The sequence below is a fragment of the Sulfitobacter aquimarinus genome (genome assembly GCF_040149565.1).
Classification (GTDB): Bacteria; Pseudomonadota; Alphaproteobacteria; order Rhodobacterales; family Rhodobacteraceae; genus Sulfitobacter; species Sulfitobacter aquimarinus.
The window spans coordinates 115,204-140,663 of the sequence record NZ_JBEFLO010000003.1; the positions used below are offsets into that span (position 1 = coordinate 115,204).

27 protein-coding genes are annotated in these 25,460 nt (G+C 59.0%); 8 read left to right on the forward strand and 19 right to left on the reverse strand.

The genetic code is table 11. From position 1 onward, the window contains the following. Positions 1-27 precede the first annotated feature (27 nt). On the forward strand, positions 28-774 hold the full coding sequence (gene ubiG, locus ABMC88_RS07570) for a bifunctional 2-polyprenyl-6-hydroxyphenol methylase/3-demethylubiquinol 3-O-methyltransferase UbiG (protein ID WP_349576254.1): 747 nt from the start codon (positions 28-30) through the stop codon (positions 772-774). On the opposite strand, the gene ABMC88_RS07575 is transcribed toward ubiG, so the two are convergent. Genes ABMC88_RS07575 through ABMC88_RS07590 form a run of 4 tightly spaced genes read right to left on the reverse strand, consistent with a single transcriptional unit; the run spans position 767 to position 3,052 of the window. Further along, positions 767-1,201 carry a MarR family winged helix-turn-helix transcriptional regulator gene (locus ABMC88_RS07575; RefSeq protein ID WP_349576255.1) on the reverse strand — a complete coding sequence of 145 codons (435 nt, stop codon included), beginning with the start codon at positions 1,199-1,201 and terminating at the stop codon, positions 767-769. The genes ubiG and ABMC88_RS07575 overlap by 8 nt on opposite strands. A gap of 2 nt (positions 1,202-1,203) precedes the next feature. Continuing rightward, positions 1,204-2,034 carry a carbon-nitrogen hydrolase family protein gene (locus tag ABMC88_RS07580; protein ID WP_349576256.1) on the reverse strand — a complete coding sequence of 277 codons (831 nt, stop codon included), beginning with the start codon at positions 2,032-2,034 and terminating at the stop codon, positions 1,204-1,206. Next, positions 2,031-2,288 (reverse strand): glutaredoxin 3, encoded by a 258-nt coding sequence (gene grxC / locus ABMC88_RS07585; RefSeq protein ID WP_349576257.1) that lies wholly within the window; start codon positions 2,286-2,288, stop codon positions 2,031-2,033. Before grxC ends, ABMC88_RS07580 begins: the two co-directional genes overlap by 4 nt. 35 nt (positions 2,289-2,323) lie before the next feature. Next, complete coding sequence (locus ABMC88_RS07590; protein ID WP_349576258.1) at positions 2,324-3,052, reverse strand: double zinc ribbon domain-containing protein; 729 nt, start codon at positions 3,050-3,052, stop codon at positions 2,324-2,326. Positions 3,053-3,082: 30 nt separating this feature from the next. Here ABMC88_RS07590 and ABMC88_RS07595 point away from each other — a divergent pair, with 30 nt between their 5' ends. Both ABMC88_RS07595 and hemH read left to right on the forward strand, forming a co-directional pair. Continuing rightward, entirely contained in the window at positions 3,083-3,889 is an 807-nt protein-coding gene (locus ABMC88_RS07595; protein ID WP_349576259.1) for a methyltransferase domain-containing protein, read from the forward strand. 51 nt (positions 3,890-3,940) lie between these two features. Further along, the gene (gene hemH / locus ABMC88_RS07600) at positions 3,941-5,005 is read left to right on the forward strand and encodes a ferrochelatase (RefSeq protein ID WP_349576260.1); all 1,065 of its coding nucleotides are present in this window, start codon (positions 3,941-3,943) and stop codon (positions 5,003-5,005) included. A gap of 94 nt (positions 5,006-5,099) precedes the next feature. Here the strand turns inward: hemH and ABMC88_RS07605 are convergent, their stop codons facing one another. Both ABMC88_RS07605 and ABMC88_RS07610 read right to left on the reverse strand, forming a co-directional pair. Continuing rightward, complete coding sequence (locus ABMC88_RS07605) at positions 5,100-5,279, reverse strand: hypothetical protein (RefSeq protein WP_349576261.1); 180 nt, start codon at positions 5,277-5,279, stop codon at positions 5,100-5,102. A 144-nt stretch (positions 5,280-5,423) separates the two neighbouring features. Continuing rightward, entirely contained in the window at positions 5,424-6,035 is a 612-nt protein-coding gene (locus tag ABMC88_RS07610) for a L,D-transpeptidase (RefSeq protein ID WP_349576262.1), read from the reverse strand. Between the two features lie 164 nt (positions 6,036-6,199). On the opposite strand from ABMC88_RS07610, the gene dalA reads away from it, so the two are divergent. After that, entirely contained in the window at positions 6,200-6,709 is a 510-nt protein-coding gene (dalA, locus tag ABMC88_RS07615) for a divisome-associated lipoprotein DalA (RefSeq protein ID WP_349576263.1), read from the forward strand. A 19-nt stretch (positions 6,710-6,728) separates the two neighbouring features. On the opposite strand, the gene ABMC88_RS07620 is transcribed toward dalA, so the two are convergent. The 7 genes from ABMC88_RS07620 to hslO all read right to left on the reverse strand — a co-directional run bounded on the left by ABMC88_RS07620 (position 6,729) and on the right by hslO (position 15,000). Next, entirely contained in the window at positions 6,729-7,226 is a 498-nt protein-coding gene (locus ABMC88_RS07620; RefSeq protein ID WP_349576264.1) for a L,D-transpeptidase family protein, read from the reverse strand. Between the two features lie 100 nt (positions 7,227-7,326). Next, the gene (locus ABMC88_RS07625) at positions 7,327-8,541 is read right to left on the reverse strand and encodes a class I SAM-dependent RNA methyltransferase (protein ID WP_349576265.1); all 1,215 of its coding nucleotides are present in this window, start codon (positions 8,539-8,541) and stop codon (positions 7,327-7,329) included. 39 nt (positions 8,542-8,580) lie between these two features. After that, complete coding sequence (locus ABMC88_RS07630) at positions 8,581-10,413, reverse strand: ABC transporter ATP-binding protein (protein ID WP_349576266.1); 1,833 nt, start codon at positions 10,411-10,413, stop codon at positions 8,581-8,583. After that, on the reverse strand, positions 10,410-12,251 hold the full coding sequence (locus tag ABMC88_RS07635) for an ABC transporter ATP-binding protein (RefSeq protein WP_349576267.1): 1,842 nt from the start codon (positions 12,249-12,251) through the stop codon (positions 10,410-10,412). Before ABMC88_RS07635 ends, ABMC88_RS07630 begins: the two co-directional genes overlap by 4 nt. Positions 12,252-12,270: 19 nt before the next feature. Continuing rightward, the gene (locus ABMC88_RS07640; protein ID WP_349576268.1) at positions 12,271-13,455 is read right to left on the reverse strand and encodes a CCA tRNA nucleotidyltransferase; all 1,185 of its coding nucleotides are present in this window, start codon (positions 13,453-13,455) and stop codon (positions 12,271-12,273) included. Beyond that, positions 13,431-14,027: a CoA pyrophosphatase gene (locus tag ABMC88_RS07645; RefSeq protein WP_349576269.1), complete on the reverse strand. Its 597-nt coding sequence runs from the start codon at positions 14,025-14,027 to the stop codon at positions 13,431-13,433. The genes ABMC88_RS07640 and ABMC88_RS07645 overlap by 25 nt, the downstream gene beginning before the upstream one ends. After that, positions 14,020-15,000 carry an Hsp33 family molecular chaperone HslO gene (gene hslO, locus ABMC88_RS07650; protein ID WP_349576270.1) on the reverse strand — a complete coding sequence of 327 codons (981 nt, stop codon included), beginning with the start codon at positions 14,998-15,000 and terminating at the stop codon, positions 14,020-14,022. The genes ABMC88_RS07645 and hslO overlap by 8 nt, the downstream gene beginning before the upstream one ends. 81 nt (positions 15,001-15,081) lie before the next feature. Between hslO and ABMC88_RS07655 the strand changes: the two genes are divergently transcribed. Next, positions 15,082-15,528 carry an NUDIX domain-containing protein gene (locus ABMC88_RS07655; protein ID WP_349576271.1) on the forward strand — a complete coding sequence of 149 codons (447 nt, stop codon included), beginning with the start codon at positions 15,082-15,084 and terminating at the stop codon, positions 15,526-15,528. Here the strand turns inward: ABMC88_RS07655 and ABMC88_RS07660 are convergent. Continuing rightward, on the reverse strand, positions 15,507-16,787 hold the full coding sequence (locus tag ABMC88_RS07660) for a PP2C family protein-serine/threonine phosphatase (RefSeq protein ID WP_349576272.1): 1,281 nt from the start codon (positions 16,785-16,787) through the stop codon (positions 15,507-15,509). The genes ABMC88_RS07655 and ABMC88_RS07660 overlap by 22 nt on opposite strands. 134 nt (positions 16,788-16,921) lie before the next feature. Between ABMC88_RS07660 and ABMC88_RS07665 the strand changes: the two genes are divergently transcribed. Then, positions 16,922-17,263 carry an Hpt domain-containing protein gene (locus ABMC88_RS07665; protein ID WP_349576273.1) on the forward strand — a complete coding sequence of 114 codons (342 nt, stop codon included), beginning with the start codon at positions 16,922-16,924 and terminating at the stop codon, positions 17,261-17,263. On the opposite strand, the gene ABMC88_RS07670 is transcribed toward ABMC88_RS07665, so the two are convergent. Next, positions 17,250-18,056 (reverse strand): SDR family NAD(P)-dependent oxidoreductase, encoded by an 807-nt coding sequence (locus tag ABMC88_RS07670; protein ID WP_349576274.1) that lies wholly within the window; start codon positions 18,054-18,056, stop codon positions 17,250-17,252. The genes ABMC88_RS07665 and ABMC88_RS07670 overlap by 14 nt on opposite strands. Before the next feature lie 9 nt (positions 18,057-18,065). Further along, complete coding sequence (gene ilvA, locus ABMC88_RS07675) at positions 18,066-19,298, reverse strand: threonine ammonia-lyase IlvA (protein WP_349576275.1); 1,233 nt, start codon at positions 19,296-19,298, stop codon at positions 18,066-18,068. 131 nt (positions 19,299-19,429) lie between these two features. On the opposite strand from ilvA, the gene ABMC88_RS07680 reads away from it, so the two are divergent. Beyond that, positions 19,430-20,650: an argininosuccinate synthase gene (locus ABMC88_RS07680; RefSeq protein ID WP_349576276.1), complete on the forward strand. Its 1,221-nt coding sequence runs from the start codon at positions 19,430-19,432 to the stop codon at positions 20,648-20,650. Between the two features lie 133 nt (positions 20,651-20,783). On the opposite strand, the gene ABMC88_RS07685 is transcribed toward ABMC88_RS07680, so the two are convergent. Next, the gene (locus ABMC88_RS07685; protein ID WP_349576277.1) at positions 20,784-21,482 is read right to left on the reverse strand and encodes a sulfotransferase-like domain-containing protein; all 699 of its coding nucleotides are present in this window, start codon (positions 21,480-21,482) and stop codon (positions 20,784-20,786) included. Between the two features lie 140 nt (positions 21,483-21,622). Here ABMC88_RS07685 and msrA point away from each other — a divergent pair, with 140 nt between their 5' ends. Then, on the forward strand, positions 21,623-22,279 hold the full coding sequence (gene msrA / locus ABMC88_RS07690; protein WP_349576278.1) for a peptide-methionine (S)-S-oxide reductase MsrA: 657 nt from the start codon (positions 21,623-21,625) through the stop codon (positions 22,277-22,279). On the opposite strand, the gene ABMC88_RS07695 is transcribed toward msrA, so the two are convergent. Both ABMC88_RS07695 and ABMC88_RS07700 read right to left on the reverse strand, forming a co-directional pair. Continuing rightward, complete coding sequence (locus ABMC88_RS07695) at positions 22,276-23,142, reverse strand: ribokinase (protein WP_349576279.1); 867 nt, start codon at positions 23,140-23,142, stop codon at positions 22,276-22,278. The two genes, msrA and ABMC88_RS07695, sit on opposite strands and share 4 nt — an antisense overlap. Further along, positions 23,139-25,397: an NADP-dependent malic enzyme gene (locus tag ABMC88_RS07700; protein ID WP_349576280.1), complete on the reverse strand. Its 2,259-nt coding sequence runs from the start codon at positions 25,395-25,397 to the stop codon at positions 23,139-23,141. Before ABMC88_RS07700 ends, ABMC88_RS07695 begins: the two co-directional genes overlap by 4 nt. Positions 25,398-25,460: the final 63 nt, after the last annotated feature.

Genomic DNA, 25,460 nt, shown 5'->3' on the forward strand with positions numbered 1-25,460 from the left:
GCACCATTGAATACGAGGAGCATAAATATGCAAGCGCATCAAAGCACTGTCGACGACGCAGAAGTCGCGAAATTCGAGGCGATGGCCGCCGAGTGGTGGGATACCGAAGGGAAATTCAAACCGCTGCACATGCTTAACCCCTGCCGTCTGGATTATATCACGACGCAAATCGCTGGCGAATTCGACCGCGACCTGACCGCGCCTGCGCCATTTGAGGGTTTGCGAATTCTCGATATCGGCTGCGGCGGCGGGCTGCTGTCGGAACCCATGGCGCGGCTTGGGGCAACTGTGGTCGGCGCCGATGCGGCGGCGGGCAACATTCCCGTGGCGCAAATCCACGCCGAGCAATCGGGGCTAAACATCGACTACCGCCACACCACCGCCGAGGATATGGCCGCCGCGGGCGAACAATTCGACGTGGTGCTGAACATGGAAGTGGTCGAACACGTCGCCTCGCCCATCAGCTATCTTACGGCGTGCCGCGAATTGCTGAAGCCGGGGGGGCTGCACATCTGCTCAACCCTGAACCGCAATCCAAAATCCTATGTCGTGGCGATCATCGGGGCCGAACACATCATGCGCTGGCTGCCCAAAGGCACGCATGAATGGTCCAAATTCATCACACCTGACGAGCTGTATAAACTTCTCGAAGAAGCGGGCCTGAACCCAGTGGACCGCAAGGGATTCGTGTTCAACCCGCTGCTGTGGAGCTGGAGCCTGTCAGCAAAAGACCTGAGCGTGAACTACGTCACGGCGAGCCTGAAACCTAGCTGAGTTGCTTGCGCAGTTCGCGCAGGATGGGCAGGGCGGCTTTTGCTTTGTCCTCGCCCATATCTTCGACCACTTTGGTGATCATCGGGGCAATCGCGCTCAGCGCTGCTTCGTGGGCGCGGCGGCCTGCGGGGCTGATCGTGACCATCTTGCGGCGTGCATCGTCCCAATCGGGGCGGATGTGGATGTAGCCCGCCCACTCCAGCTTGGCCAATGTGTTTGTCATCGCACCACGGGTCACATGAAACGTCTCGGCCAATTGTGCAGGCGTTCGTTCGACATCACGCCACGCGAGATGATTGAGCATCGAAAAATGCGAAAGCTCCATGCCCTTGGGCAAGACCTTGCCCAGACGACTGCGCAACATCTGGTCGGTGCCCAGAATCTCACTGAACAGCAGGATCGCAAGAGTGTTGGAGGAATCGTTCATTTTCAGGGGCCGGTGAAGTTACGTTTATGGGTCATACTAGGTACTTTGGCGCGGGCGGTCCGGATCTGTGTCAGGTCCAATTCGAAACCATATACGCCAGCCTGCGTGCCTGCGTCCAGAATCACCTCGCCCCAAGGGGCGATCACCAGCGAATGACCGTAGGTATCGCGGGTTTTATGGGTCGTGCTGGCGTGGGTGCCTGTTTGCGCGGGCGCGATGACAAAGCACCCCGTCTCGATCGCGCGGGCACGCAGCAGTGTGTGCCAATGCGCAGCCCCCGTCACAGGCGAGAACGCAGCAGGCACAGTCAGGATATCCGCGCCCGCACCCGCCAGCGCCTGATAGAGCGCGGGAAAGCGGACATCGTAGCAAATGCTCATCCCGATACGGCCAAAAGGCGTATCGGCAACCACGGCCTTGCCCCCTGGACGGTAGGCGGCTGATTCTTTCCATGTCTCGGTGGGCGTCACCTGCACGTCGAACATGTGGATTTTATCGTATCGCGCCGTGATCGTGCCTGCGGGATCAATCAGAAACGAGCGGTTGGCGAAACGCCCGTCCGCGTCCTCGGTCCTGAGACCAAGCGATCCGATCAGAACCCAGACACCCAGCCGCGCCGCATCGCTTTGCAGTGCGGCGAGAGTCGGGTCATCACCCTCAAGGTGCAGCACGCTGCGCTGATGGTCGCGGCTGGTCGAGATGCAGTTCGTCACTTCTGGTGTGGCGATGAATTCGGCACCGCTGGCCGCGGCCTCCTCCAAAATGCGCCGCGTGTCCCGCAGGTTTGCTGCGGGATCATCGCTTACACTCAGTTGGAGGATCGCGGCCTTCACGCAGCCAACAGCGCGTCAAGCTTGCCCGCACGCTCCAGCGCATAGAGATCGTCACAGCCGCCGACATGCGTTTCGCCAACAAATATCTGCGGCACTGTACGCCCGCCGTTGGCACGCTCGATCATCTCGGGCTTGCGGTCGGGGTTGGCCAGCACGTCCACTTCGGAAAAGCTAACGCCCTTTTCGTTCAACAGTCGTTTGGCGGCGTGGCAAAAGCCACAAAGCGGAGAGGTATAGATTTCGACAAGCTGCATTGCAGGCTCCTTTTCAACATGTGTTGTAAAAGGATTTAGGCGTCTTTGCCCACTCTTGCTAGGGTCAGGATGCGAACAGGGCCCGATCCTGCCGCAAGACAGGTGTTTGTACAGGCCTCCAACGTCGCCCCCGAGGTCATCACATCGTCGATCAATAACACAGGTTTGTCTTTCAGCTTTGCCCCCCGTTTCGGATGCGGCTGGATCGCATTTTCCAGCATCGCAAATCGGGCCTCACGGTTCAGCCCCTCTAACGAAGCGGTCTTCTTGCGACGCATCAGCGCATCGGGGCACCAGTCCAGACCCAACCGCCGCGCCACAGACCGCGCCAGCAAAGCAGACTGGTTGTAGCGTCGTTTTAGCAAGCGTGACCAATGCAGCGGGACAGGCACGACAAGCGTGTCTTCGGGCACGTTTCTGCGCATCATATTGGCCATCCACAGGCCAGCAGATCCCGCTATTTCCTGCCTGTCGCCATGTTTGAACGACAGCACAAGTTTGCGGCCGGTCCCCTCGTACATCAGCGCCGACCGTCCCTGTACCCAAGGCGGAGGGACCTGCATACAGGTATCGCAATGATGGGACTCGCCCCCGCCACCAGGGGTCAACGGCACACCGCAAGAATCGCACATGACGCCGCCCAGAAACTCTGTCTCGCGCCAACAGGTGCCACACAGACCAAAGTCCGTTTCGACCAAATCACCGCAGGTGATGCAGCGCGGCGGATAGATCAGAGAGACAGCGGTTTGAAGTCGCGCCAACACCAGCCTATGTACCCCCCTATGACCACATCAATGACAGACACCCCTGCCCTGCACCGCAACCGATCCCGCGCCACCGCCACCGCAGACGGATTGTTTTTGCACGCCGCTGCGCAAGACGAGTTTCAGGATCGTCTGGATATGGTTAATAAGTCGTTTACATCGGCAGCCGTGGTCACGGGTTTCCCGGATTTCTGGGGCGCGCATTTTGGCACGGCAAAGATTGTTTCCGATAAGGAAACACTGGACCTGACGCCCGCGTCCCATGACCTGATCCTGCACGCGATGAGCCTTCATTGGGCGAATGACCCCGTAGGCCAGCTGATCCAATGCCGCCGTGCGCTGTGTCCTGACGGGCTTTTTATCGCCGCCAGCTTTGGCGGCGACACACTGCAAGAGCTGCGCCGCGTGCTGGGCGAGGCCGAGATTGCCGTGACGGGCGGCCTGTCTCCCCGCATCGCCCCCATGCCCGAACTGCGCGATCTGGGTGGATTGCTGCAACGCGCAGGCTTTGCGCTGCCCGTGGCGGATACGGCAACTTTGACGGTGGAGTACCGCGACATCTGGCACCTGATGCGCGACCTGCGTGCGATGGGTGAAACCAACGCGCTGACCGCCAGATTACGCCGCCCGACCCGCCGTGCCGTGTTTGAACATGCACAAAACCTCTATGCACGGCACTTTGCCGCACCCTCGGGCCGCTTGCAGGCCAGTTTCGAGCTTCAGGTCCTGACAGGTTGGGCCCCGGACGCATCGCAACCGCAACCTTTGCGGCCCGGATCAGCACAAAAACGGCTGGCAGATGCGCTTGGCACGCCGGAAAAACCGCTGCGTGATTGACGCGACGCGGAATCTGCCTATTTCATGGCCCACATTTTGCAGGATTTTGCTATGAAAGATGCTCACTTGGATAACACAGCCAAATGCCCGGTACACGCTGATGCAGATCACCCGCCTGTCCCGCGCCCGAAAGTGGGCGTGCTGGTCGGCAACCTCGGCACGCCTGACAATTACGACTACTGGTCCATGCGCCGCTATCTGGGCGAGTTCCTGTCAGACCGCCGCGTGATCGATTATTCGCCGTGGCTGTGGCAGCCGCTGCTGCAACTGATCATCCTGACCAAACGGCCCTTTACCTCTGGTGCGGCATATAAGTCTATCTGGAACGAGGCGGAAAACGAAAGCCCGCTGATGACCATCACCAAGGCGCAGACGGTCAAGATCGCGGCTGAGATGCAAAAGACCTATGGCGACGATGTCATGGTTGATTTCTGTATGCGCTATGGCAACCCCTCGACGCAAAGCAAGGTCGAGAAACTTGTCAAAGCGGGCTGCCAGAAGATCCTGTTCTTCCCGCTTTACCCGCATTACGCAGGCGCCACGTCGGCGACGGCCTGTGACAAGTTCTTCGAAGCACTCGGCAAAGAGAAGTGGCAACCGGCCAGCCGCACGGTCCAGCCCTATTTCGACCGCCCCGACTATATCGACGCGCTCGCCAAAAGCATCGAGGCAAAATACGCCGAGCTTGAGACTCGGCCCGATATTCTGGTCTGTTCCTACCATGGTGTGCCGAAACGGTATTTGATGGAGGGCGATCCCTATCACTGCCAATGCCAGAAAACGACGCGCCTGTTGAAAGAACGCCTTGGCTGGGACGATACCGAGATCAAGACAACCTTCCAGTCAAAATTCGGCCCCGAAGAGTGGCTGCAACCCTATACGGTGGAAGAAGTGGCGCGTCTGGCCGAGCAGGGCAAAAAGAACATCGCCGTTTGCGCGCCTGCCTTCTCTGCGGATTGCATCGAGACGCTGGAAGAGATCAACGAAGAGATTTTTGAAAGCTTCGAGGAAGCGGGCGGCGAGCAGTTCACCTATATCCCCTGCCTCAATGATGATGACGCGCATATCGCCGCGCTGTCCAACGTGATTCGCGAAAACCTTGCGGGCTGGATTTAGGGGCCGTTGGTCGGCATCTCCCCAAACCCGATCATCAGACATAAAAAAGGCGGCGCATTGCGCCGCCTTTTTCATTCAGTCCTAAGACTATAGCTTAGTCGGCCAGAGCGGCTGCAACGAGAACGAGCAGCAGCAGTGGAACCAGTACGCCTGCTGAAGAGCTTGTTGCTTCTTCAACAATGACTGGTGCTTCGATGATCGGATCAGCCAGCGAGCCGGCGGATGCGGAAGAAGCGGCAGCTGTCAGAGCAGCGGCGAGAACGAGTTTTTTCATAGTAATAACCTCCAGAAGATGGCGTGTCATGTTTCTCAGCACGAAGCACGCCGAACACTTACCTCGTGACTTTTTCTAAACAGCATATGATGACAGATTGAAACAAACATTAGCGAGACTGCCATCAAAACCGTCATGGTGTCGTCAAATTAGCAACACTTGTGTGCCAACTTGTGCCATCTCGAAAAGCTCTTCGATGTGCTCGTTGTACAGACCGATACAACCGTTGGATGATTTCCGCCCGATCTTGCGCGTGTCGTGCGTGCCGTGGATGCGGTAATAGGTCCAGCTAAGGTGCAGCGACCGCGTCCCCAGCGGGTTTTCAGGACCAGGGCCGATAAACGGTGGCCAGTCGGGGTTACGCTCGACCATGGATGGGGTCGGGCGCCAGCTTGGCTTGGGGTCTTTCAGAATGACGCGGGTACGGCCACGGCGTGTCAAATCCTGCGTCAGCGGAACACTGGACGGATACAGTTTGTAGATGCTCTGGTCTTCGGACCAGTAGTGAACGGCACGGCTGTCGATATCTACAAGGATCGCGCCTTTCTTCGTGTTATCAAAGTAAGGTTCCCAGCTCAGCGTGCGAAAGCTCGAAATGTTGCGCTTGACGCTTTCTGTTACGTCACGCTCGACCTGTGTGGTGGCGGTGCTGTTCACGTCGGACGTGGTCTGCGCCAGCGCAGGTGATGCGATCATCGCAGCGGTCCCGGCAAGGAACCCGCGGCGCGAACTCAGCTTAAATTCAGTGTTAGACATAATAATTCTCCAGCTATTTGCGGGTTTGAGGCTGATATATTGCTCTAAAGACACGTTTTCAATTCAAACCCCTGTGAGTTGGGGGATTCACGCCGAAGTGAGTTTGATCTGTTGCACGACAGCATGTATGCCGACATCACGTCTTAAAGGCTTGGAGTGGCTTAATGATCCGTCTTATCACTGTTTTGTTTATTAGCATCATTGGCTTAGCAGCTTGTCAGCCTGCCGGATCGACCCTTGGGGCGGATGGTAAGCCATTGCCGCGTGCCTATAAAATCGGCACCCGCGAAGCTGAAAAGATTCCGTTCCGTATGCTTGATTCGGTCAATTCGCTGCGCAGCGCGTCCGGTTTGACCCCGCTCCAGCTCGACTCGCAACTGACTGCGGCGGCGGCGACTCATTCCCGCGATATGCAAGTTCAGAACCGCCCGTGGCACTTTGGCTCGGACGGGTCATCCCCCGTCGACCGCATCCGCCGCGTCGGATTTGCCGGCACGCTGGTCGGCGAAGTTATCTCGGAAACATACGAGACAGATCTGGAAACGCTGGGCGCGTGGATGTCACAAACCGACACCCGCCGCATTATCATGTCACCCGATGCACGGCGCATGGGCTTTTCTTGGTATCAAGAAGAAAACGGCAAAGTCTGGTGGACGATGGTATTGGGGACCTAACGGCCCCCAGCCCTTTGTCTCAAGGATTGATCGCGATGGGCGTGCCGTCTTTGATCATTGCGTAAATACGCTCCATCTCTTTGTTGGACACGGAAATACATCCCCATGTCCAATCATCCTTGTCCAGCCGCATAAAGTGCCGCTGACCGTGGATGAAAATCTCGCCGCCCGGTGATTTTCCAAGGCTACGCGCGTGCGCGATGTCCTGCGCGTTGGGATATGAGATGCCCAAAGACAGATGGAAACGGCTGTTGGGATTGCGGCGGTCGATCCGGTACAGGCCCTCTGGCGTTTTTCCATCGCCTTCGATCTCTTTATGGCCTTCGGGGGCAAAGCCCAGAAAGATGTCGTATTCTTTCAACACGCGCTGGTCGTTGAGCAGATACATCTTCCGCTCACCCTTGTTGACCACAACACCGGTCACCTCGGGTCCGTTGTATCGCTTGAACTTGCTCGGGGAACACGCGCCAAGAGTCGCGACTGCTGCGCCACCCAAAATAAGATGTCTACGTTTCATTTCACTGCCGCCTCTATCCGTTATCGGACTATTGTTATCTACACTTATAACAACAAATAGGCGCATCACAAAGACGTCAATTTTAGGAAACGGGCAAATTCTAGCGGGAAAGTTGCGCTGCAAGCTCCACATGTGACGACCAGCGGAATTGGTCCACCGGCTGCACCCAATCCAGCGTAAAACCGCCGGCAATCATTTGCGCCACGTCCCGCGCAAAGGTCACAGGGTTACACGAGACATAGGCAACACGCTTTGTGTCCGAGCGGATGATTTCGGATGTTTGTGCCTCTGCACCTGCGCGGGGCGGGTCCATCACAACAGCATCGTATTTGTAGAACTCATCAGGCAACAGCGGGCGACGGTACAGATCACGCGCCGTGTGTGTGACCGTCTTGAGACCTTGCGCCATGCGCCAGCCCTTATCCAAAGCTTCAACCATCGCAGCCTCGCCCTCAACCGCCCAAACCTCGGCGTCTTTGGCGAGGGGCAGCGTGAAGGTGCCACAGCCTGCGAATAGATCAATCACCCGCTTACGGCCCTGAACCGCTTCTTGAACAGCGGCCAGCAGATGCGCTTCGCCGTGGGCGGTTGCCTGCATGAACGCACCGGGGGGCGGGCAGACATCGGCATTGCTGAACCGCTGCACAGGCGGGGCGCGTTGGGCGATGACTTCATCCTCCCACGTCAGCCGTGCAAGGCCACGGGTATCACAAACGGCAGCAAGCGTGATCCGCAACTGCCCGTCAATCGGTTTGCCACCACTCACCTGCACGTCCAGCCCGACCCGGGAGGTTGTGACAGTCACCGCCAGCGTCGCCTTGCGGCTACCGCCAATTTCGGCCAGCTCTTCTGCGATGCTGCGAGCTGCCAGCAGCTCGGGCTCTACCAACTGGCAATCGGGAATCTCGACCACCGTGTCAGAAGCGCGGCCATGAAAGCCCGACATCGACCCCTTCTTGGTCCGCCGTGCGGCAAAGGTCGCGCGGCGGCGCGATTGCGCAGGCGAGGTGACGATGGGGCGGATGTCAGTATGAATACCCTGCGCGGCCAAGGCTTGCTCGACGATCTGGGTTTTCCACGCGGCCACCAGCGGGTCCGCCGCATGCTGCATCTGGCATCCACCGCAGGATTTGAAATGTCGGCACGGTGCGGCGACACGATCCTCCGACGGCGTGACAATCTTGATGTCGCGCAGGTTCGCACCGTCAAGCGTGCCTGTCACCACTTCCCCCGGCAATGTCATCGGGGCAAAGACCGGCCCTTCGGCGATCCCGTCACCGTATTGGCCCAAACGTGTAATGCGAAATTCTGTCATGCCCCCGCCATAGCGGTGCCGGGCCAATCTCGCCAGCCCCTATTCCGCTGCCTTCACATCCAGAAAGCCGCCTGACTGCCGATCCCAGTAACCCGCATAAAGGCCCTTCATCGCCAAAAGCGCATCATGGGTGCCCGCCTCGGCGATGCGGCCCTGATCCAGAACGATGATCCTGTCCATTTCCCGCAGAGTGGACAGGCGGTGCGCGATGGCCAGCACGGTCTTGCCCTCCATCACACGGTCCAGCGCGGATTGGATCGCGGCCTCTACCTCACTGTCCAGCGCACTTGTCGCTTCGTCCAGAATCAAAATCGGCGCGTCTTTGATGATCGCACGGGCAAGGGCGATCCGCTGGCGCTGCCCGCCAGACAGCTTCACGCCACGCTCGCCCAGATGGGCGTCATATCCCGTGCGGCCTTTGTTATCCTCAAGCTCAAGAATAAAGTCATGCGCCTCGGCCTGTTTGGCGGCGGCAATCATGTCGTCTTCGCTCGCGTCGGGACGGCCGTACAAAATGTTGTCACGGGCCGAGCGGTTGAACATCGCGGTTTCCTGCGTGACCATCGCAATCGCGCGGCGCAGGCTTTGCTGTGTGACGGCGTTGATGTTCTGCCCGTCGATCGAAATGCGACCCTGTTCAGGCTCATATAGCCGCAGCAGCAGGGACACCAACGTCGATTTACCCGCACCAGACGCGCCCACAACACCCAACTTTTCACCGGCTGCAATCGTCAGATCAATACACTCGATCCCGCCCGTTTGACGGCCGTAGGCAAATTGCAGATCCTCGATCTTCACCTCACCATTTGCGGCATCCAGCATCTGCGCATCTGCAGCGTCTTCCAATCGCGTGCGCGGGGTGAGGGTGCGCATGCCGTCCTCGACCTCACCAATATTCGAGTAGATCGCCATCAGCGTGAAACTCACCCAACCCGTCATCTGTGCAATGCGGATCGAGATGGCGCCCGCCGCCGCGATGTCACCTGCCGTGGCCATACCGTTTTGCCACAGCAGCACGGTGGCCCCGATCAGCAGAACCGGGAGAATGCCCGCAAGGCTCATCAACGCGAAACGGAAACCGGCGGCCAGATAGCCGAACTCCAACGCGCGAGTGCGAAAACCGTTCATCGCGCCCAAGGCGGCGCGGTCTTCGTGGTCATCATGGGCAAACAGTTTGACCGTTTTGATGTTGGTGATCGTGTCCACGACCTGCCCCGACACCATCGCCCGCGCACCCGCCCGCGCTGCCGATCGCGCACGGATGCGCGGCAGAAACCAGTTGATCAGTGCAAAATAGAGACACAACCAAACCGCCAGCCCCACAGCAACCCAGCCGTTGATCGCCGTCAACAACAGGACCGAGCCGACAAGAGACGCCAGCGCAAAGGCCACCACATTAATCACTTCAGAGGCGACATCCGTCACCGCCCGCGCCGCCTGCATCTGCTTTTGCGCGATGCGGCCCGCGAAGTCATCGTCAAAGAAGCTGACATTCTGCCCCAACGACCAGCGATGCAGCCGCGACAGCACCAGCGGGTTCACATTCGGCTGCACGATAATCGCATTCGCCCCCGCAGACAGGCCAAAGAACAAAGGCCGCGCAATTAGAAAAAACCCGATAGCCAGCACAATCGTCGCCGTGTTGCTCCCGTCGAAAAACGCATCTGGTCCGCTGGCGACGGTTGCGTCAATCACCCAGCCAAGGATCATCGCGGTCCCTGCCTCTAACGCGCCAGCTATCGCGGATAATGCGGCCGCCAGCCACAGCGCAGGCCACGCACCCGACAAACACCAACGCATGAACGCGCCCAGGGTTTGTGGCGGCGGCCCCTCAGCGGGGCGAAAAGGGTCGATCCAGTTGCCGAAATTCACGCGTCATCTTCCTCGGTCTGCAAGAACCCGCCGGATTGGCGTGCCCAGAACTGAGCATATAGCCCGCCCGCCGCCAAAAGCGCGTCATGCGTCCCGTCTTCGACAATGCGGCCTTCGTCCAGCACCAAAATACGGTCCATCCGCGCAATCGTGGACAGGCGGTGTGCAATCGCTATCACCGTCTTGCCCTGCATCATCCCGTAGAGTGTTTTCTGAATCGCCGCCTCGACTTCGCTATCCAGCGCGCTTGTCGCTTCGTCCAGCAACAGGATCGGCGCGTCCTTCAGGATAACGCGGGCCAAGGTGATGCGCTGGCGTTGTCCACCCGACAACTTCACGCCCCGTTCGCCCACGCGGGAGGCATAGCCGGTGTTGCCTTCGGGGTCTTGCAACCCTTCGATAAATTCATGCGCTTCGGCCTGAACCGCCGCCGCTATTGCCTCCGCTTCAGAGGCGTCGGGACGGCCATAGCGGATGTTCTCCATGACCGAGCGGTGCAGCAGCGCGCTGTCTTGTTGCACCATCCCGATCTGACGGCGCAGGCTGTCTTGGGTCACTTGCGTGACGTCCTGACCATCAATCCTGATCGTGCCGGAATCCGCGTCATAAAACCGCAAAAGTAGCTTGAGTAGGGTCGATTTCCCCGCCCCCGACCGCCCGATCAAACCGACCTTTTGGCCCGGCTCAATCACCAGATCAACGGCATCAAGCCCCCCCGACGTGCGACCATAATGATGGGTCAAGGCCTGCATCTCGATCCGCCCGTGGGTGAGAGCCAGCGGCTTTGCATCATCCGCGTCGACCAATGTGATCGGCTGGGCAATCGTCTCCATCCCTTCGGCCACCACGCCAAGCTGACGGAAGAAGGCTGACAGCGCCCACATGATCCACGCAGTCATGGAATTGAGCCGTAGCGTCAGCGTCGCGGCGGCGGCAACCGTGCCCACGCTCGCCTCTCCCACCAGCCAAAGCGCCAGCGCCCAACCGACGACACCGACAATCAGCAAACCGTTCAAGGCAACCAAAGCGAAGTCCATCTTGGTGTAAATCCGCTGCTCGATCTGGAAAGTGCGGCGGGCTTCCTCAATCGCCTCTTTTGCATACAGCTCTTCACGGTCGTGGTGCGCGAACATCTTGACGGAATGGATGTTCGTATAGGCATCCACCACTCTCCCCGTCACGGCCGAACGCGCATCGGATGCCTCTTTGGACGCAGGCCCGATCCGCCGCAGCGCCCAGCGCGAGAGCATCAAATAGACCACGAACCAGACAAGCAACGGCACCAGCAGACGCGGGTCAGACGATGTCAGCAAAATCGCGGCACCAATCAGATAAGCCAGCGCGAACGAGATCGCATCAAAGGCCTGAAAAACCACTTCGCCCGCGGCGGGGGGTGTCTGCATGATGCGGTTGGCAATACGGCCGGCAAAGTCGTTCTCAAACCAGCCCACAGACTGCCGCAACACCTGCCGATGCGCCCGCCAACGGATGAGCGTGCCAAAGTTGGGCAAAATCGCGTTACTGATCAGCGCCACGTCAATCGCCTGAAAGATCGGCCGGATAAAGATGATGGCAAAAGCCACGATGATCAACTCGGTCCCGTGGCGGGACCACATGTCTTCGGGGCCTTGGTTCAACAGGTCAATCACACGGCCCATGTAATAGATCAGCACGACCTCGATCGCGGCAACGACAATCGACATGAAGGCCGTGACGGCGAAGACCTTTTTGAACGGTTGGCTGTAGCCCATAAAGAACGACCACAGATCGCGCGGCGGGCGGTCTTCCTTGGGGTAGTCCACATAAGGATCGATCAGGTTTTCGAAAAAGCGGAACATGCGAGTGGCCTTTTATGGGCTAGGGCGCAGGCAGGATCAGAAGCTGCGATTTAGTTAAAGCGAAGCCAGAGGCGATCCACGCAGCCTTGAGGTCCGCCAGTCTGGTACCAAGGGCCGGCCCTTGAAATTCGGGCATCAGATCGGCGGCTGTGACAGGGAATTTCTGCTCGGCGGCGTGAGTGATACGGGCCATCATCTCGGCTTGGGGGGGTGTCTCGGATAGGGCAGATTGCAACAGATACGCTTGAGTTGCGATTTCTGTGCCATGCTCAAAAGAAGTCTCTAACAAAGACATTCCATCATAAGCGGCGCTTTTTACCAGGTCGTATTTCCGCGTCTCAGCACGGCTGAGCCTGAGACGTGTTGGCACGTCCTCCCCGCCCAAAGCGACAAGCCGACCCACCCAGTCAGGCCGCGTTCCAATGACATTTTCGCCATGCACCATCATCAGCACAAAGCGGATGTCGGCACCTGTGATAAGCGCCTGCAACACCCCCGTCTGCGCCATCGCGCCCAGCGCAGTGGAGGGATCGTCCGCACTCAGCAGCTTGCGCATCTCTGTGCCGACACGCTCGGCCGAAAGCGTCTCTAACCCGTCCAAATTCGCGGATACTGCCGCCAGAGCATCAGCATTCAACCCTTCGGATGGATCGCCATACCATGCGTGGAACCGAAAATAGCGCAAGGTCCGCAAGTAGTCTTCGCGGATGCGTTGCGCGGCATCTTCGATAAACACGACGCGGCGGGCTATCAGGTCGGGGATGCCGCCCAGCGGATCAATCACTTCGCCCGACGCAGTGGCATAGAGCGCGTTCATCGTGAAATCACGGCGGCGGGCATCGTCGGCGATGTCTTTGGAAAACGCGACCACGGCACGGCGGCCATCGGTGGCGACATCGCGGCGGAAGGTCGTGACCTCATAGGGTGTGCCTGCGGACACCACGGTGATCGTGCCATGGTCAATTCCCGTGGGGATCGGCTTCAGGCCCGCCGCCTGCGCAAGTGCGGTAACCTCGTCCGGTGTGGCGCTGGTGGCCATATCAACGTCGGACACAGGCGCGCCCAACAGCGCGTTGCGCACGCACCCGCCGACATAGAAAATGTCGTGCCCGCCTGCGGCAATCGCTTTGCATACTGCCCGCGCCGAAGGCTCGGCCAGCCATGGCGCGTCATCGGCGCTTAGTTTTGAGTAATCTCGGTCCATGCGCGCAGCATACGCGCAGTTGCACCCCAGATGTAATAGGGTCCGTAAGGCACCACGAAATATCGCCGCATCTGCCCACGCCAGCGCCGCGATTGGATGATATAGTTGTCGGGGTTCAGAACGTGGTCCAGCGGCACGGCAAAGACTTCGTCGACCTCACCCGGTTCGGGTTTCATCGTAAACGGCGCTGTCACAAATCCGATCACAGGGGTCACGTGAAAACTGGTCACGGTTTCATGCGGCGGCAGCGTGCCCAATACCTCGACCGAGGCAGGCGGCAGGCCGATTTCCTCATCCGCTTCGCGCAGCGCGGTGGCGACAAGGTCGGCGTCGCCTTCATCCTGTTTACCGCCCGGAAAAGCGATCTGACCCGGATGATGCTTGAGCGCGGCAGAACGTTTCGTAAGCAAAAGGCTGAGGCCATTTGCCGTCTCGGTAATTGGGGCAAGAACGGCAGCGGGGCGGAGTTTGCGCCCCGCTGGCAGGACCGTATCGGGGTTCAGATCAAAGTCTGAAGATCCGACACCCGTCTGCGCCAACGCGTTGCGAAAATGGTCAATCCGGTCACGCATCAGGTTCAGCGTCAAACCCTACCGAAGCAGGATCAAGGTCATAATGCGCGCCACAAAACTGACAATCGGCAGTCACACGACCGTCATCCGTGGTCATCGATTCGATATCCTGCGCGGAATAGATCGACAGGCTTTGCCGTACGCGATCTTCGGAGCAGGTACAGCCGAAATGTACGCGCTGTTTGTCGAAAACACGCGGCGCTTCTTCGTGGAACAACCGCAAAAGAACGCTGGACGGTTCCAGCGTGGGGCCGATCAGTTCCAGATCATCAACAGTGTCGAGCAAAACGTTCACGCGGTGCCAGTTCTCCTGCTCATCCTCGCCCAGCAGATCAACGGGCTTGAGGGTCTCGCCCGTCCCTTCGGCCTGGGCCGCAAAAGGCGAGGCTTTGGGCATGTGCTGCAACATCACGCCACCTGCACGCCAGTGTTCTTCCGCGTCGGCGGTGGTGGATTTGCCAAAGCTCAGCTCGAACCGTGTTGGCAGTTGCTCGGACTGGGCGAAATACCCTTCGGCGGATTTCGACAGGCTTTCAGAGGACAGGGGTGCGATGCCTTGGTAGGGGGTCATGCCCGCGCCTTGGTCGATCATCAGCGCGAAATAACCATCGCCCACCTGATCAATCGGGGCGCCATCGGTTAAGCGGTCTTCGTCGTAGCTGGCGTAGGCGCGGATACGGGCAGGGCCGCCTTCGGTTTCGGGGCCGTAGTAATCTGTCGCAATCATGCGCACGGGACCTTTGGACTGGACCTGCAATTGCAGCTTCCAGCGCAGATTAATCGTCTGGCCAATCAGCGCGGTCAGCACAGCCATCTCGGCCACCAATGCCTCCACCTGCGGGGGGTAGTTGTGCTGGCGCAGGATACCGCCCAGCGCCGTATCAAGGCGCGCAATCCGCCCGCGAATGTCTGAGTTATCCAGCTGGAAGGGCAGGACAGTATCGTCCCAAGTGGTGCTGTGATCGTTTGTCATTATACTCTATCCTGTCCGCGAAGGCGCATGCATACCGCGCCTATGTAGGGTGAGCAAGCGGCGGGAAAAAGGGGCAGTGTGATGATCAGACGGATAGGCGAATGGCCGAAGCGCAACCGACGCTATAAAATGCGGCCCGGGGCCTATGCGATTTTGCCCATCGGGCGGCGGTTCTTAATCACGGCGGATGCGTCATCGAACTTTGACATCCAGCTGCCCGGCGGTGGCGTTGATCCGGGTGAAAGCCCGCTGCGGGCGCTGTACCGCGAGGTCCGCGAGGAGATCGGCTGGTCCATCGCGCAGCCCCGCCGTCTGGGCGCGTTCCGCAGATTTGTGTTCATGCCTGAATACGACCTGTGGGCCGAAAAGATCTGTCATATCTATGTGGCCCGCCCGACGCGCCAGCTGCACCCGCCGACAGAGCCGCATCATGAAACGCTGATCCTTGACGCCGACGATGCCATCGCCGCCTTGGGCAATGACGGGGATCGCATGTTCATGGAGGCCTATGTGGCAGGGCGGCCCTGATACTCAAACAGGATCGCCGAAACATCATCGTCGAATTCATCCGATCCGTTGAATTCCGTCAGTCGCCACATCAGTGCCTCAAGGAAGGCGGGGCCGCGCACGTCCTCCAGCTGTTTCATCAGGTGGGCAAGGCCGTTTTCCTCCAGCATCTGACCCGCGGGGTTGGTGCATTCGGTCACCCCGTCCGACAAGATCAGGATACGGTCCCCGGCATTCAGCTTCAGCTCGAACCGCTCGAACGAGACACCCGCCAATAAACCCACGGGGAACCCGCCCGCCCCCATCTGCGAGACCTCTCCGCTGGCGCGTTGTACTGCCGGATGCGGATGCCCCGCCTGCGAGACAACCATGCGACCCGTCGCACGCTCGACAAAGGCGAGCAGGAGGGTGAAGTAATGCTCTGTCTCCATTTCGTCCAAGACCAACGCATTAAGGTCAGCGACCACTTCGTCCGGATAGCGCGGGACATATTGGCCATCCTCACCCTTGTGCAGGGCGACATTCTGGTCTGGTGCCGCGCTGGACAAATATCCCGCAAGACGGGCCGTCATGAGCGCAGAGCTGATCCCATGCCCCGACACATCCAACGCATAAAGGCCAATATACTCTGGCCCCGCCTCGAAAAAGCCGACCAGATCACCGCCCACATGCCCCGATGACCGCAGCATCAGCGACAGATCGCCTTCGGGCAATGCGCGAAAACGTTCTTTGATCAGGGATTGCTGGAGTTTCTTGGCCTCTTGCAAGTCACTGTCGATATTATCGTAAAGCTGCTGCAATTCGGCCAATGTATCGCTAAGCGTACGGTTGGCCTGCACCATCGAGCGTTGCATTTCCAATATCCGCTCTCCCGCGGTGATGCGGGCGCGCAGTTCGTTATTCTCAATCGGTTTGGTCAGGAAGTCATCCGCGCCGCTGTCCAGCCCCCGCGCCACGGCTTCCTTGTCGACCTTGGAGGTGAGGAGGATGAAATAGGTATAATCGTCGCCACCCATTTCCCGAAAGCGACAGCACAGATCAAGGCCGGACATGCCCGGCATCATCCAATCGCTCAGCACCAGATCGGGGCGTTGTATCGCTGCCTTTTCAAGCGCTTCTTCACCGCTTGCGGCTTCGGCCACGTCGAACCCCCATTTTTTCAAAGCAAGGGTCAGCAGCTTGCGCTGTAGTTTGCTGTCATCCACTACCAGAACGTGACCGATCGCACCGCTACGCGCAGCGGCGGACATATCCGGGTTGGGAGACAGTTTCAGAGGCATATAGCTTTCACACAGTTGCACCGCTGCATCCGTTTATCGGCCTGACCTTAACAGCAGGTGAAGCGGGCAGCCCTGCCGACCTCACGCTCCTTTAACTAAATTGCGCTAGGCCCAGTGCCGAGAGGAGACCGTGAATGATAGATTGGCCACGCATCACAAACCTGCGCGATGAAGTAGGGGAAGAGGACTTTGCCGAGGTGGTCGAGATTTTCATCGAAGAAGTGTCAGAGATGGTCGAACGGTTGCGCGATGCGCCACAGGTCGAAACACTGGGCGCCGATCTTCATGCCCTGAAAGGCAGCGCGATGAACCTTGGCTTCACGACTTTTTCCGACCTGTGCCAAACAGGCGAAACTGCCGCTGCCGAAGGTCGGGCCGACAGCATCGCCTTGGCTCCGATCCTCGACAGCTATGATGAAAGCAAACAGGCGTTGCTGGACGGTCTGGATGGCGGGTTGCTGGCTAAATCAGCTTGAACAGGTTTTCGATGGTCACCCCGCCTTCCTGCGCCAGCAATTTGCCGCGCAGTTTTTGCATACCACTGATCCAGCGCGCAGGGTTTGCACCACGCAGGGCGCTGTATTGCCCCACATCAGGGTGCGGCAGGATCACGAACGTCCCGTCCTCGACCCCCTGCCAAACAGCAGCTGCCACATCGGACGCCGTGAGCAAATTGCCACGGGCATCGCTGTCACCAAGCCCCAGCAACGGCGTGGCGACATATTGCGGACACACCACACTGACGCCGATCCCGTCATCGCCGTGGCTGATCAACAGCGACTCGGCAAAACTGACAGCGGCGTGTTTGGTGGCGGAATAAGCCGCGTCACCGATTTGGTTCAGCAACCCCGCCGCCGAGGCGACATTCACAAAATGCCCCGATCCGCGTTCAATCATCGCAGGCAGTAGCGCCCGCGCCGCCCAGACATGCGACATCACATGCACGTTCCAGTTCAGCGCCCAATCCGCATCGGGTGCCGAGGCCGCATGGGTCGGATCACCGCGCACAATGCCCGCATTAGAGACGAAAATATCGACGGGACCATAGGCATCTTCAGCCGCAGCGATGGCGGCAATGATCTGCGTTTCCTGTGTCACATCACAGGCGACAGCCGTGCCGCCAATCTCATCCGCGACTTCTTTGGCCGCCTCAAGGTTCAGGTCCGCTATGCAGACCTTTGCACCCTTTGCCGCAGCCTGCCGTGCCATCGCGGCACCAATGCCACTGGCCCCGCCTGTAATCACGATTGTCTTGCCTGATACGTTCATAGCCATCCCCTAAATCACGAATTGGGCAAGCGTCTCATCATTGGTGATATCTGTATAGGTAAACCCTGCGTCATCAAGCGAGGTGAAGAGCGCAGGAAAGTTGCCCTGCGCGTTCGTCTCGATCCCGATCAGGACAGAGCCGAAGTTGCGGGCGGACTTCTTCATATACTCGAACCGTGTAATGTTATCGTGCGGCCCCAGCAGCCCCAAAAAGTCCTTTAACGCGCCGGGTCGTTGCGGCAGGCGCAGGATGAAATATTTGATCAGGCCCGCATAACGCTGTGCGCGTTCCTTCACTTCGGGCAACCGCTCAAAATCAAAGTTCCCGCCAGAGGTTACGCAAACGACTGTCTTGCCTTTTATCTTGTCGGCCACTTCGCCCAGCGCCTCGATGCTCAACGCGCCTGCGGGTTCCAGAACGATGCCTTCGACGTTGAGCATTTCGATGATGCTGACACAAATGCGGTCTTCCTCAAGGTGTACCACGTCGCTGCGCTGCGCGTCTTTAAGCTTTTCAAACGTGCGCATCCCCAGTTTGGCCACCGCCGCTCCGTCCACAAAGCTGTCGATGGGCGAGACATCAGTCGGCGCGCCGTTATCCAGCGCGGCACCAAGGCTGGGCGCGCCAACAGGCTCAACATAAGTATAGGCAAGGCGGTCCCCGAAAAACGCCCGTGTGCCCGCAGACAGGCCACCGCCGCCCACAGGCAGAATGATATGATCGGGCACGCGGCCCAACTGGTCCTCGATCTCGACCGCGACCGATGCCTGCCCCTCGATCACGTTGTCATCGTCGAAAGGAGACAGGAAATACGCCCCCTCCTGCGCGCAGAATTCCTGTGCCGAAGCCAACGTTTGATCGAAATAGTCACCCACAAGGCGCACCTCGATATTGTCGCCGCCGAACATCTTGGTCTTCTGGATTTTCTGCTTTGGCGTGGTGACAGGCATAAAGATCACGCCCCGCACGCCGAAGTGACTGCACATAAAGGCGACGCCCTGCGCGTGGTTGCCCGCTGATGCGCAGACAAACACCTGATGCTGGGGGATCAGCTTGCGCATGGCGTTGAACGCGCCACGCAGTTTGTAACTACGCACAGGACTCAGGTCTTCGCGCTTGAGGTAAATCTCGGCGCCATAGCGCTCCGACAGGTGTTCGTTCTTGAGCAAGGGCGTCGCGGGAAACACCGTGCGCATGGCGCGGGTCGCGGCGATCGCGCCCATTTGGAAATCTTCGCTCATACCGCATGCGCCTTTTTGTTGTGCTTGATTTTGATAGGGACGCGGGCCAGCCCCGTCAATCAAACCGATAACCTTGCCGTGCGGCATAAAAGCGGGTAGTTCCCCCGCAAAACCAGACAAAGGAAGACCTCATGTCCGCGCCCAAGAAAGTTGTGCTCGCCTATTCCGGTGGCCTCGATACCTCGATCATTCTGAAATGGCTGCAAACCGAATACGGTTGTGAGGTTGTCACCTTCACCGCCGATCTGGGCCAGGGCGAAGAGCTGGAGCCCGCCCGCGCCAAAGCAGAGATGATGGGCGCATCAGACATCTACATCGAAGATGTGCGCGAAGAGTTTGTGCGCGATTTTGTTTTCCCCATGTTCCGCGCCAATGCTGTGTACGAAGGGCTGTACCTGCTGGGTACCTCTATCGCCCGGCCGCTGATTTCCAAACGACTGGTCGAGATCGCGCATGAGACGGGTGCCGATGCCGTTGCCCACGGCGCGACTGGCAAAGGCAACGATCAGGTGCGGTTCGAGTTGGCGGCCTATGCCCTTGATCCCAACATCAAAGTTATTGCGCCATGGCGCGAGTGGGACCTGTCCAGTCGCACCAAACTGCTGGAATTTGCCGAAGCGCACCAAATCCCGATCGCCAAAGATAAACGCGGCGAAGCGCCGTTTTCGGTTGATGCGAACCTGCTGCATACCTCGTCCGAGGGTTTGGTTCTGGAAGATCCTGCCGTGGATGCACCTGAATATGTGTACCAGCGCACCGTTGCGCCAGAGGATGCCCCGAACGAGCCTGAATATATCGAGGTTGGTTTCGAGCGTGGCGATGCAGTCTCCATCAACGGTGAAAAGCTCTCTCCCGCCGAGCTGCTGACCAAGCTGAACGAGCTGGGCGGCAAGCACGGTTGCGGGCGGCTTGATCTGGTTGAGGGGCGTTTCGTCGGCATGAAGTCCCGCGGTATCTATGAAACACCCGGCGGCACGCTGCTGCTTGAGGCGCACCGCGGCATCGAATCGATCACGCTGGACCGTGGCGCGATGCACCTGAAGGATCAGTTGATGCCGCAATACGCCGAGCTGATCTATAACGGGTTCTGGTTCTCGCCCGAACGCACAATGCTGCAAGCCGCGATTGACGCAAGCCAGACCCATGTGACCGGCACCGTCCGCCTGAAACTGTATAAAGGGCACGTGCGCACGGTTGGCCGCTGGTCCGATTACAGCCTGTATTCCGAAGCGCATGTGACATTTGAAGATGACGCAGGTGCTTATGACCAGAAAGACGCGGCCGGCTTTATCCAGCTGAACGCGCTGCGGCTCAAGCTGCTGGCCGCACGTGATAAAAAGGTCAAAGGCTAAAACAACAACGGCCCGTGCAATTGCTTGCACGGGCCGCATCACTCGTTACCCAAACCGGAACCCGGTTCACGAAGAACGTGATACTCAGATACTATTTAAGAACGCTGAACATGTAGCAGCGCCTCGGTTAACGTCACGGGGAAAGCCGCACAGCGTGTAACCGCGCATAATGGGGCATCGCCTCTTCCAGCACGGGCTGCAAATCGTACGGCACGTCTGGCAACGGGCTCTCTCTTCCCGCGAAGCCATTGCTTTTATGGACAGATCCGTACCAATGCTCTGCCCAAATACCGTCCTCGGGACGGGGGCCAGCGGGCCATGACAGCATATTTTCATCAAACGGCAGGCCGATTTGATCGCAAAGGTGACGTAACATCACCTTGGGCTGCGCACGGATATCCGTGCTGTCGATGACGATTCCACCGATCTGCGCATGCAGTTTTGCCTGCTGCACGAATCCTATGTCCTCCAACGTCGGTGCCTCGCGCTTGGCGGCGTAGCTGGCGATGACACGGGCCGGGTGGCGGATCAGGTGGACGTTCACGCAGGACTTGGCCCAATCCAGCGGAAAGCCTTCCAGCATGTGATGCGGCATGTGTTTCATGTACAGATGCGGCGTCTCTGCGTCGCGGGCGCATTTGTGGCCAACAGCAACGGGATCGACCTCATGCGCGGCGATGATCTGTTCGGCCATGGGGTGATCCGCCCCTGTGGCCGCCAGATAGGGCGCATAAAACGGCTCGTCCATGATGGAGAAATCGGCGCGTGCGCCAAAGGCGTACATCATCGCCGTGCTAAGGTTTCGTGGCCCCGACCACATCGCAATACGCATAGACAGCTCCCCTATCAGTCGCAGGTGTGTAACATCCCCGCCCCGCTGGTAAACCGTAATCACCACCGCGTGAGGCGGTCAAACATTCGTTGCACATCGCGCCCACCCGCGCCAGCATACCCAAAAAGCAGGAGCGCAAAATGTCGATTATAAGCAATCTAAAAGCCTACACCCTCGCCGGTCTCATCGGCGTCGGCCTGTTCATACAGGCAACTCCGTCCCACGCGGGCGGGTCAGAAACCCTTACCGTTGCGGGCGGGTGTTTCTGGTGTGTCGAGGCGGATTTTGAAAAGGTCAAAGGCGTTAAAGAGGCGGTATCGGGCTTTGCAGGCGGCAAGACAGCCAACCCGACGTACAAGCAGGTGACCTCGGGCGGGACAGGCCATTATGAGGCCGTGCAAATCACATTTGACCCCGATGTCGTCAGCGCGGCGACCTTGTTGAACCTATTCTTCCGCTCGGTTGATCCGACAGACGCGGGCGGGCAGTTCTGTGACCGTGGCGCCTCCTACCGCACCGCAATCTTTGCGACGGGCGGCCAGAAAGCGGCAGCTGAAAAAGCCAAGTCAGAGGCGCAAGCCGCACTTGGCAAGAAGGTGGTGACGCCAGTACTGGGAGCCGCGAAATTCTATCCCGCCGACGCCTATCATCAGGATTATGCCAAAAAGTCCGAAATTGTGCTGACGCGGTTTGGTCCAAAAAGCAAAGCAAAGGCGTACAAAGCCTACCGCAAATCCTGTGGCCGCGACCAACGTGTGCGCGAGCTTTGGGGATCTGCGGCACCTTTCGCGGGCTAAATGCCGAAACGGTCCTGGATCTCTTTGAGGTCCGGGATCACATCGGCGGTGCCGCGGCGCGTGACCATCAGCGCACCCGCTTTCAGCGCAAGGTCAATCGCGTTCTCGGTGGTCATCCCACGGTCCAACCCCGCCACCAGATATCCGGTAAAGGTGTCGCCTGCACCTGTAGTGTCCACCGCATCGGCGGGATAGGCGTCAAACGCCTTTTCACCCGTGTTAGAGACCCATTTGCAGCCTTTGGCTCCTAAGGTGACAACCACATCCTCCACGCCCAGCGCATCCAGCGTTTTACCAGTCGCGGCCTCCAGCTGCGCGGCCTCGACTTCGTTCAAAACCAGAAAATCAATCCGACCCAACAGCCGCGCAATCGCGTCGGCGTCAAAGGGAGCGGCGGCATAGACCACGCGCAAACCCAGCGATTGCGCCGTGGCCGCGCAATATTCCTGCCCGTTGGTTTCATTCTGCATCAGGACATAGTCACGCGGTGACGCCTCGGTCAGCGCTTGGCCGATGATCGCCTCGGTCAGCTTTACGTTCGCGCCCTGAAACAGGACGATGCTGTTTTCACCAGCGGCATCGACCACTATGTTGGCGTGGCCCGTTGGGGTTTGCACTTCGGCGATGTGGGGCGTGTCGACACCGTATTCCAGCAAACGGTCACGGGTCCAACGCCCGTCGGGACCAACGGCGCCGATATGCGCCACACGGGCCGCCGCCCGCGCCGCCGCGACAGACATATTCGCACCCTTACCGCCCAGCCCGAACCCAAAGCTGCGGGCGGCAAGGGTTTCACCCGCAGCGGGTAGATGTGGAACCTCGTAAAAGTTGTCGATGTTGATCGAGCCGAGGTTCCAGATCATCCGCCCACCTTACAGGCTGCAAGAATCGCCATGTTGAGGATGTCATTCGTCGTCGAGGTCGAGGACGCAATCTGGATCGACTGATCCAGCCCCGTAAGGATCGGCCCAATCACCGTCGCCCCCGCCATTTCTTGCATCAGTTTGACCGAGATACTGGCCGAGTGGCGCGCAGGCACAACAAGAATATTCGCAGGCCCCGTCAGACGCGAGAAGGGATAGTTCTTCTGGCTCTCGGCATTGAGCGCGACATCCACAGTCATCTCGCCCTCGTATTCGAAATCCACACCGCGTGCGTCCAGCACCTTTGGCGCAAGGTGCATCTTTTCAGCGCGCTCGGACACGGGATAGCCGAAGGTCGAGAAGCTGACGAAAGCAACACGCGGCTCCAGCCCCAGATGCCGCGCCACCCGCGCACCGCTTTCCGCAATATTGGCAAGGTCTTTGTCATCAGGCCATTCATGCACCAGCGTATCGCCCATCAAAACGATACGGCCTTTATGCAGCACCGCCGTAATGCCCGCAGCGCCACCTTCGGCGTTGGCGTCAAAGACGTGGTTGATCCGCTCCAGCACATGCGCGGATTTGCGTGTGGCCCCTGTGACCAGCCCGTCACCATGCCCGTGCGCCAACATCAACGAGGCAAAGACGTGGCGGTCTGTGGCGGCCAGACGGTGTATGTCTTTACCGTCAAAACCGCGCCTTTGAAGGCGCTCGTAAAGATATGATTTATAAAGATCGAGGTGTTGGGTATTGGCGGCGTTCACCACTTCCAATTCCCGTGTTGCATCCTCAAGCCCCGCCGCGATGAGCTTTGCCTTCACATCGTCCTTGCGGCCGACAACGATGGCTTTGCCCAGTCCCTGGCGTTGATAGGCCACGGCGGCACGCAGCACCTTCGGGTCATCCCCTTCGGCAAAGATCATCCGCGCCTGATTTGCACGCGCACGGGCGTTGATCCCGCGCATGATGTTGGCGGTTGGATCAAGGCGGGATTTCAGACCTTGCTCATACGCCTCCATATCGATGATCGGGCGGCGGGCAGCACCTGTGTCCATGCCCGCCTTCGCAACCGCAGGCGGAATCGTGTGGATCAGGCGCGGGTCAAAAGGCGTGGGAATGATATAATCACGGCCAAAGCTGAGGTTTTTGCCATAAGCCAGCGCCACTTCATCCGGCACATCCTCGCGGGCGAGGTTGGCAAGGGCATGGGCGCAGGCGATCTTCATCTCGTCGTTGATCGCACGGGCGTTAATGTCGAGCGCCCCGCGGAAGAGATAGGGAAAGCCCAGCACGTTATTCACTTGGTTCGGGTAATCACTACGGCCTGTGGCGACGATTGCATCGGCGCGTACGGCATGGGCCTCTTCCGGCGTAATCTCTGGGTCGGGGTTGGCCATGGCGAAAATGACGGGATAGTCGGCCATGCTTGCCACCATCTCGGGCGTAACGGCCCCTTTGACAGAAACGCCAAGGAAGACATCGGCACCGTCCATCGCATCGGCAAGGCTGCGAGCATCGGTCGTGGCGGCATGGGCGGACTTCCACTGGTTCATGCCCTCGGTCCGACCCTGATAAATCACGCCTTTGGTGTCGCACATAATACAGTTGTTGTGCTGCGCGCCCATCGCTTTGAGCAGTTCAAGACAGGCAATGCCCGCCGCCCCTGCCCCGTTGAGGACAATGCGCACATCCTCGATCTTCTTGCCCGAAATTTTCAGCGCGTTCAGCAAGCCCGCCGCACAGATCACCGCCGTGCCGTGCTGGTCGTCATGGAAGACGGGAATGTCCATTTCTTCCTTCAGGCGTTGTTCAATGATGAAACACTCGGGCGCTTTGATGTCTTCAAGGTTGATCCCGCCAAAAGTCGGGCCCATCAGTTTGACTGCGTTGATGAAGGCGTCTGTGTCTTCGGTGTCCAACTCGATGTCGATGCTGTTCACATCGGCAAAGCGTTTGAACAAAACCGCCTTGCCCTCCATCACCGGTTTGGAGGCCAGCGCACCGAGGTTACCCAACCCCAAAACCGCCGTCCCGTTCGAGATAACAGCGACCAGATTACCCTTGTTGGTGTAGTCATAGGCCAGCTGCGGATCGGCGGCGATTTCTTCACACGGCACTGCCACACCCGGCGAATAGGCCAGAGACAGATCGCGCTGCGTGGTCATGGGCACGGTCGCAGAGATCTCGAACTTGCCTGGTGTCGGCTCAAGATGGAAGGCAAGCGCCTCTTCGGAAGTTACTTTGGATTTGGTCACGGGCTGGCACTCTCATCGGTCTAGGGGCGTTACGTTTCACCCGTCATAGCGGGCCGCGCCCCT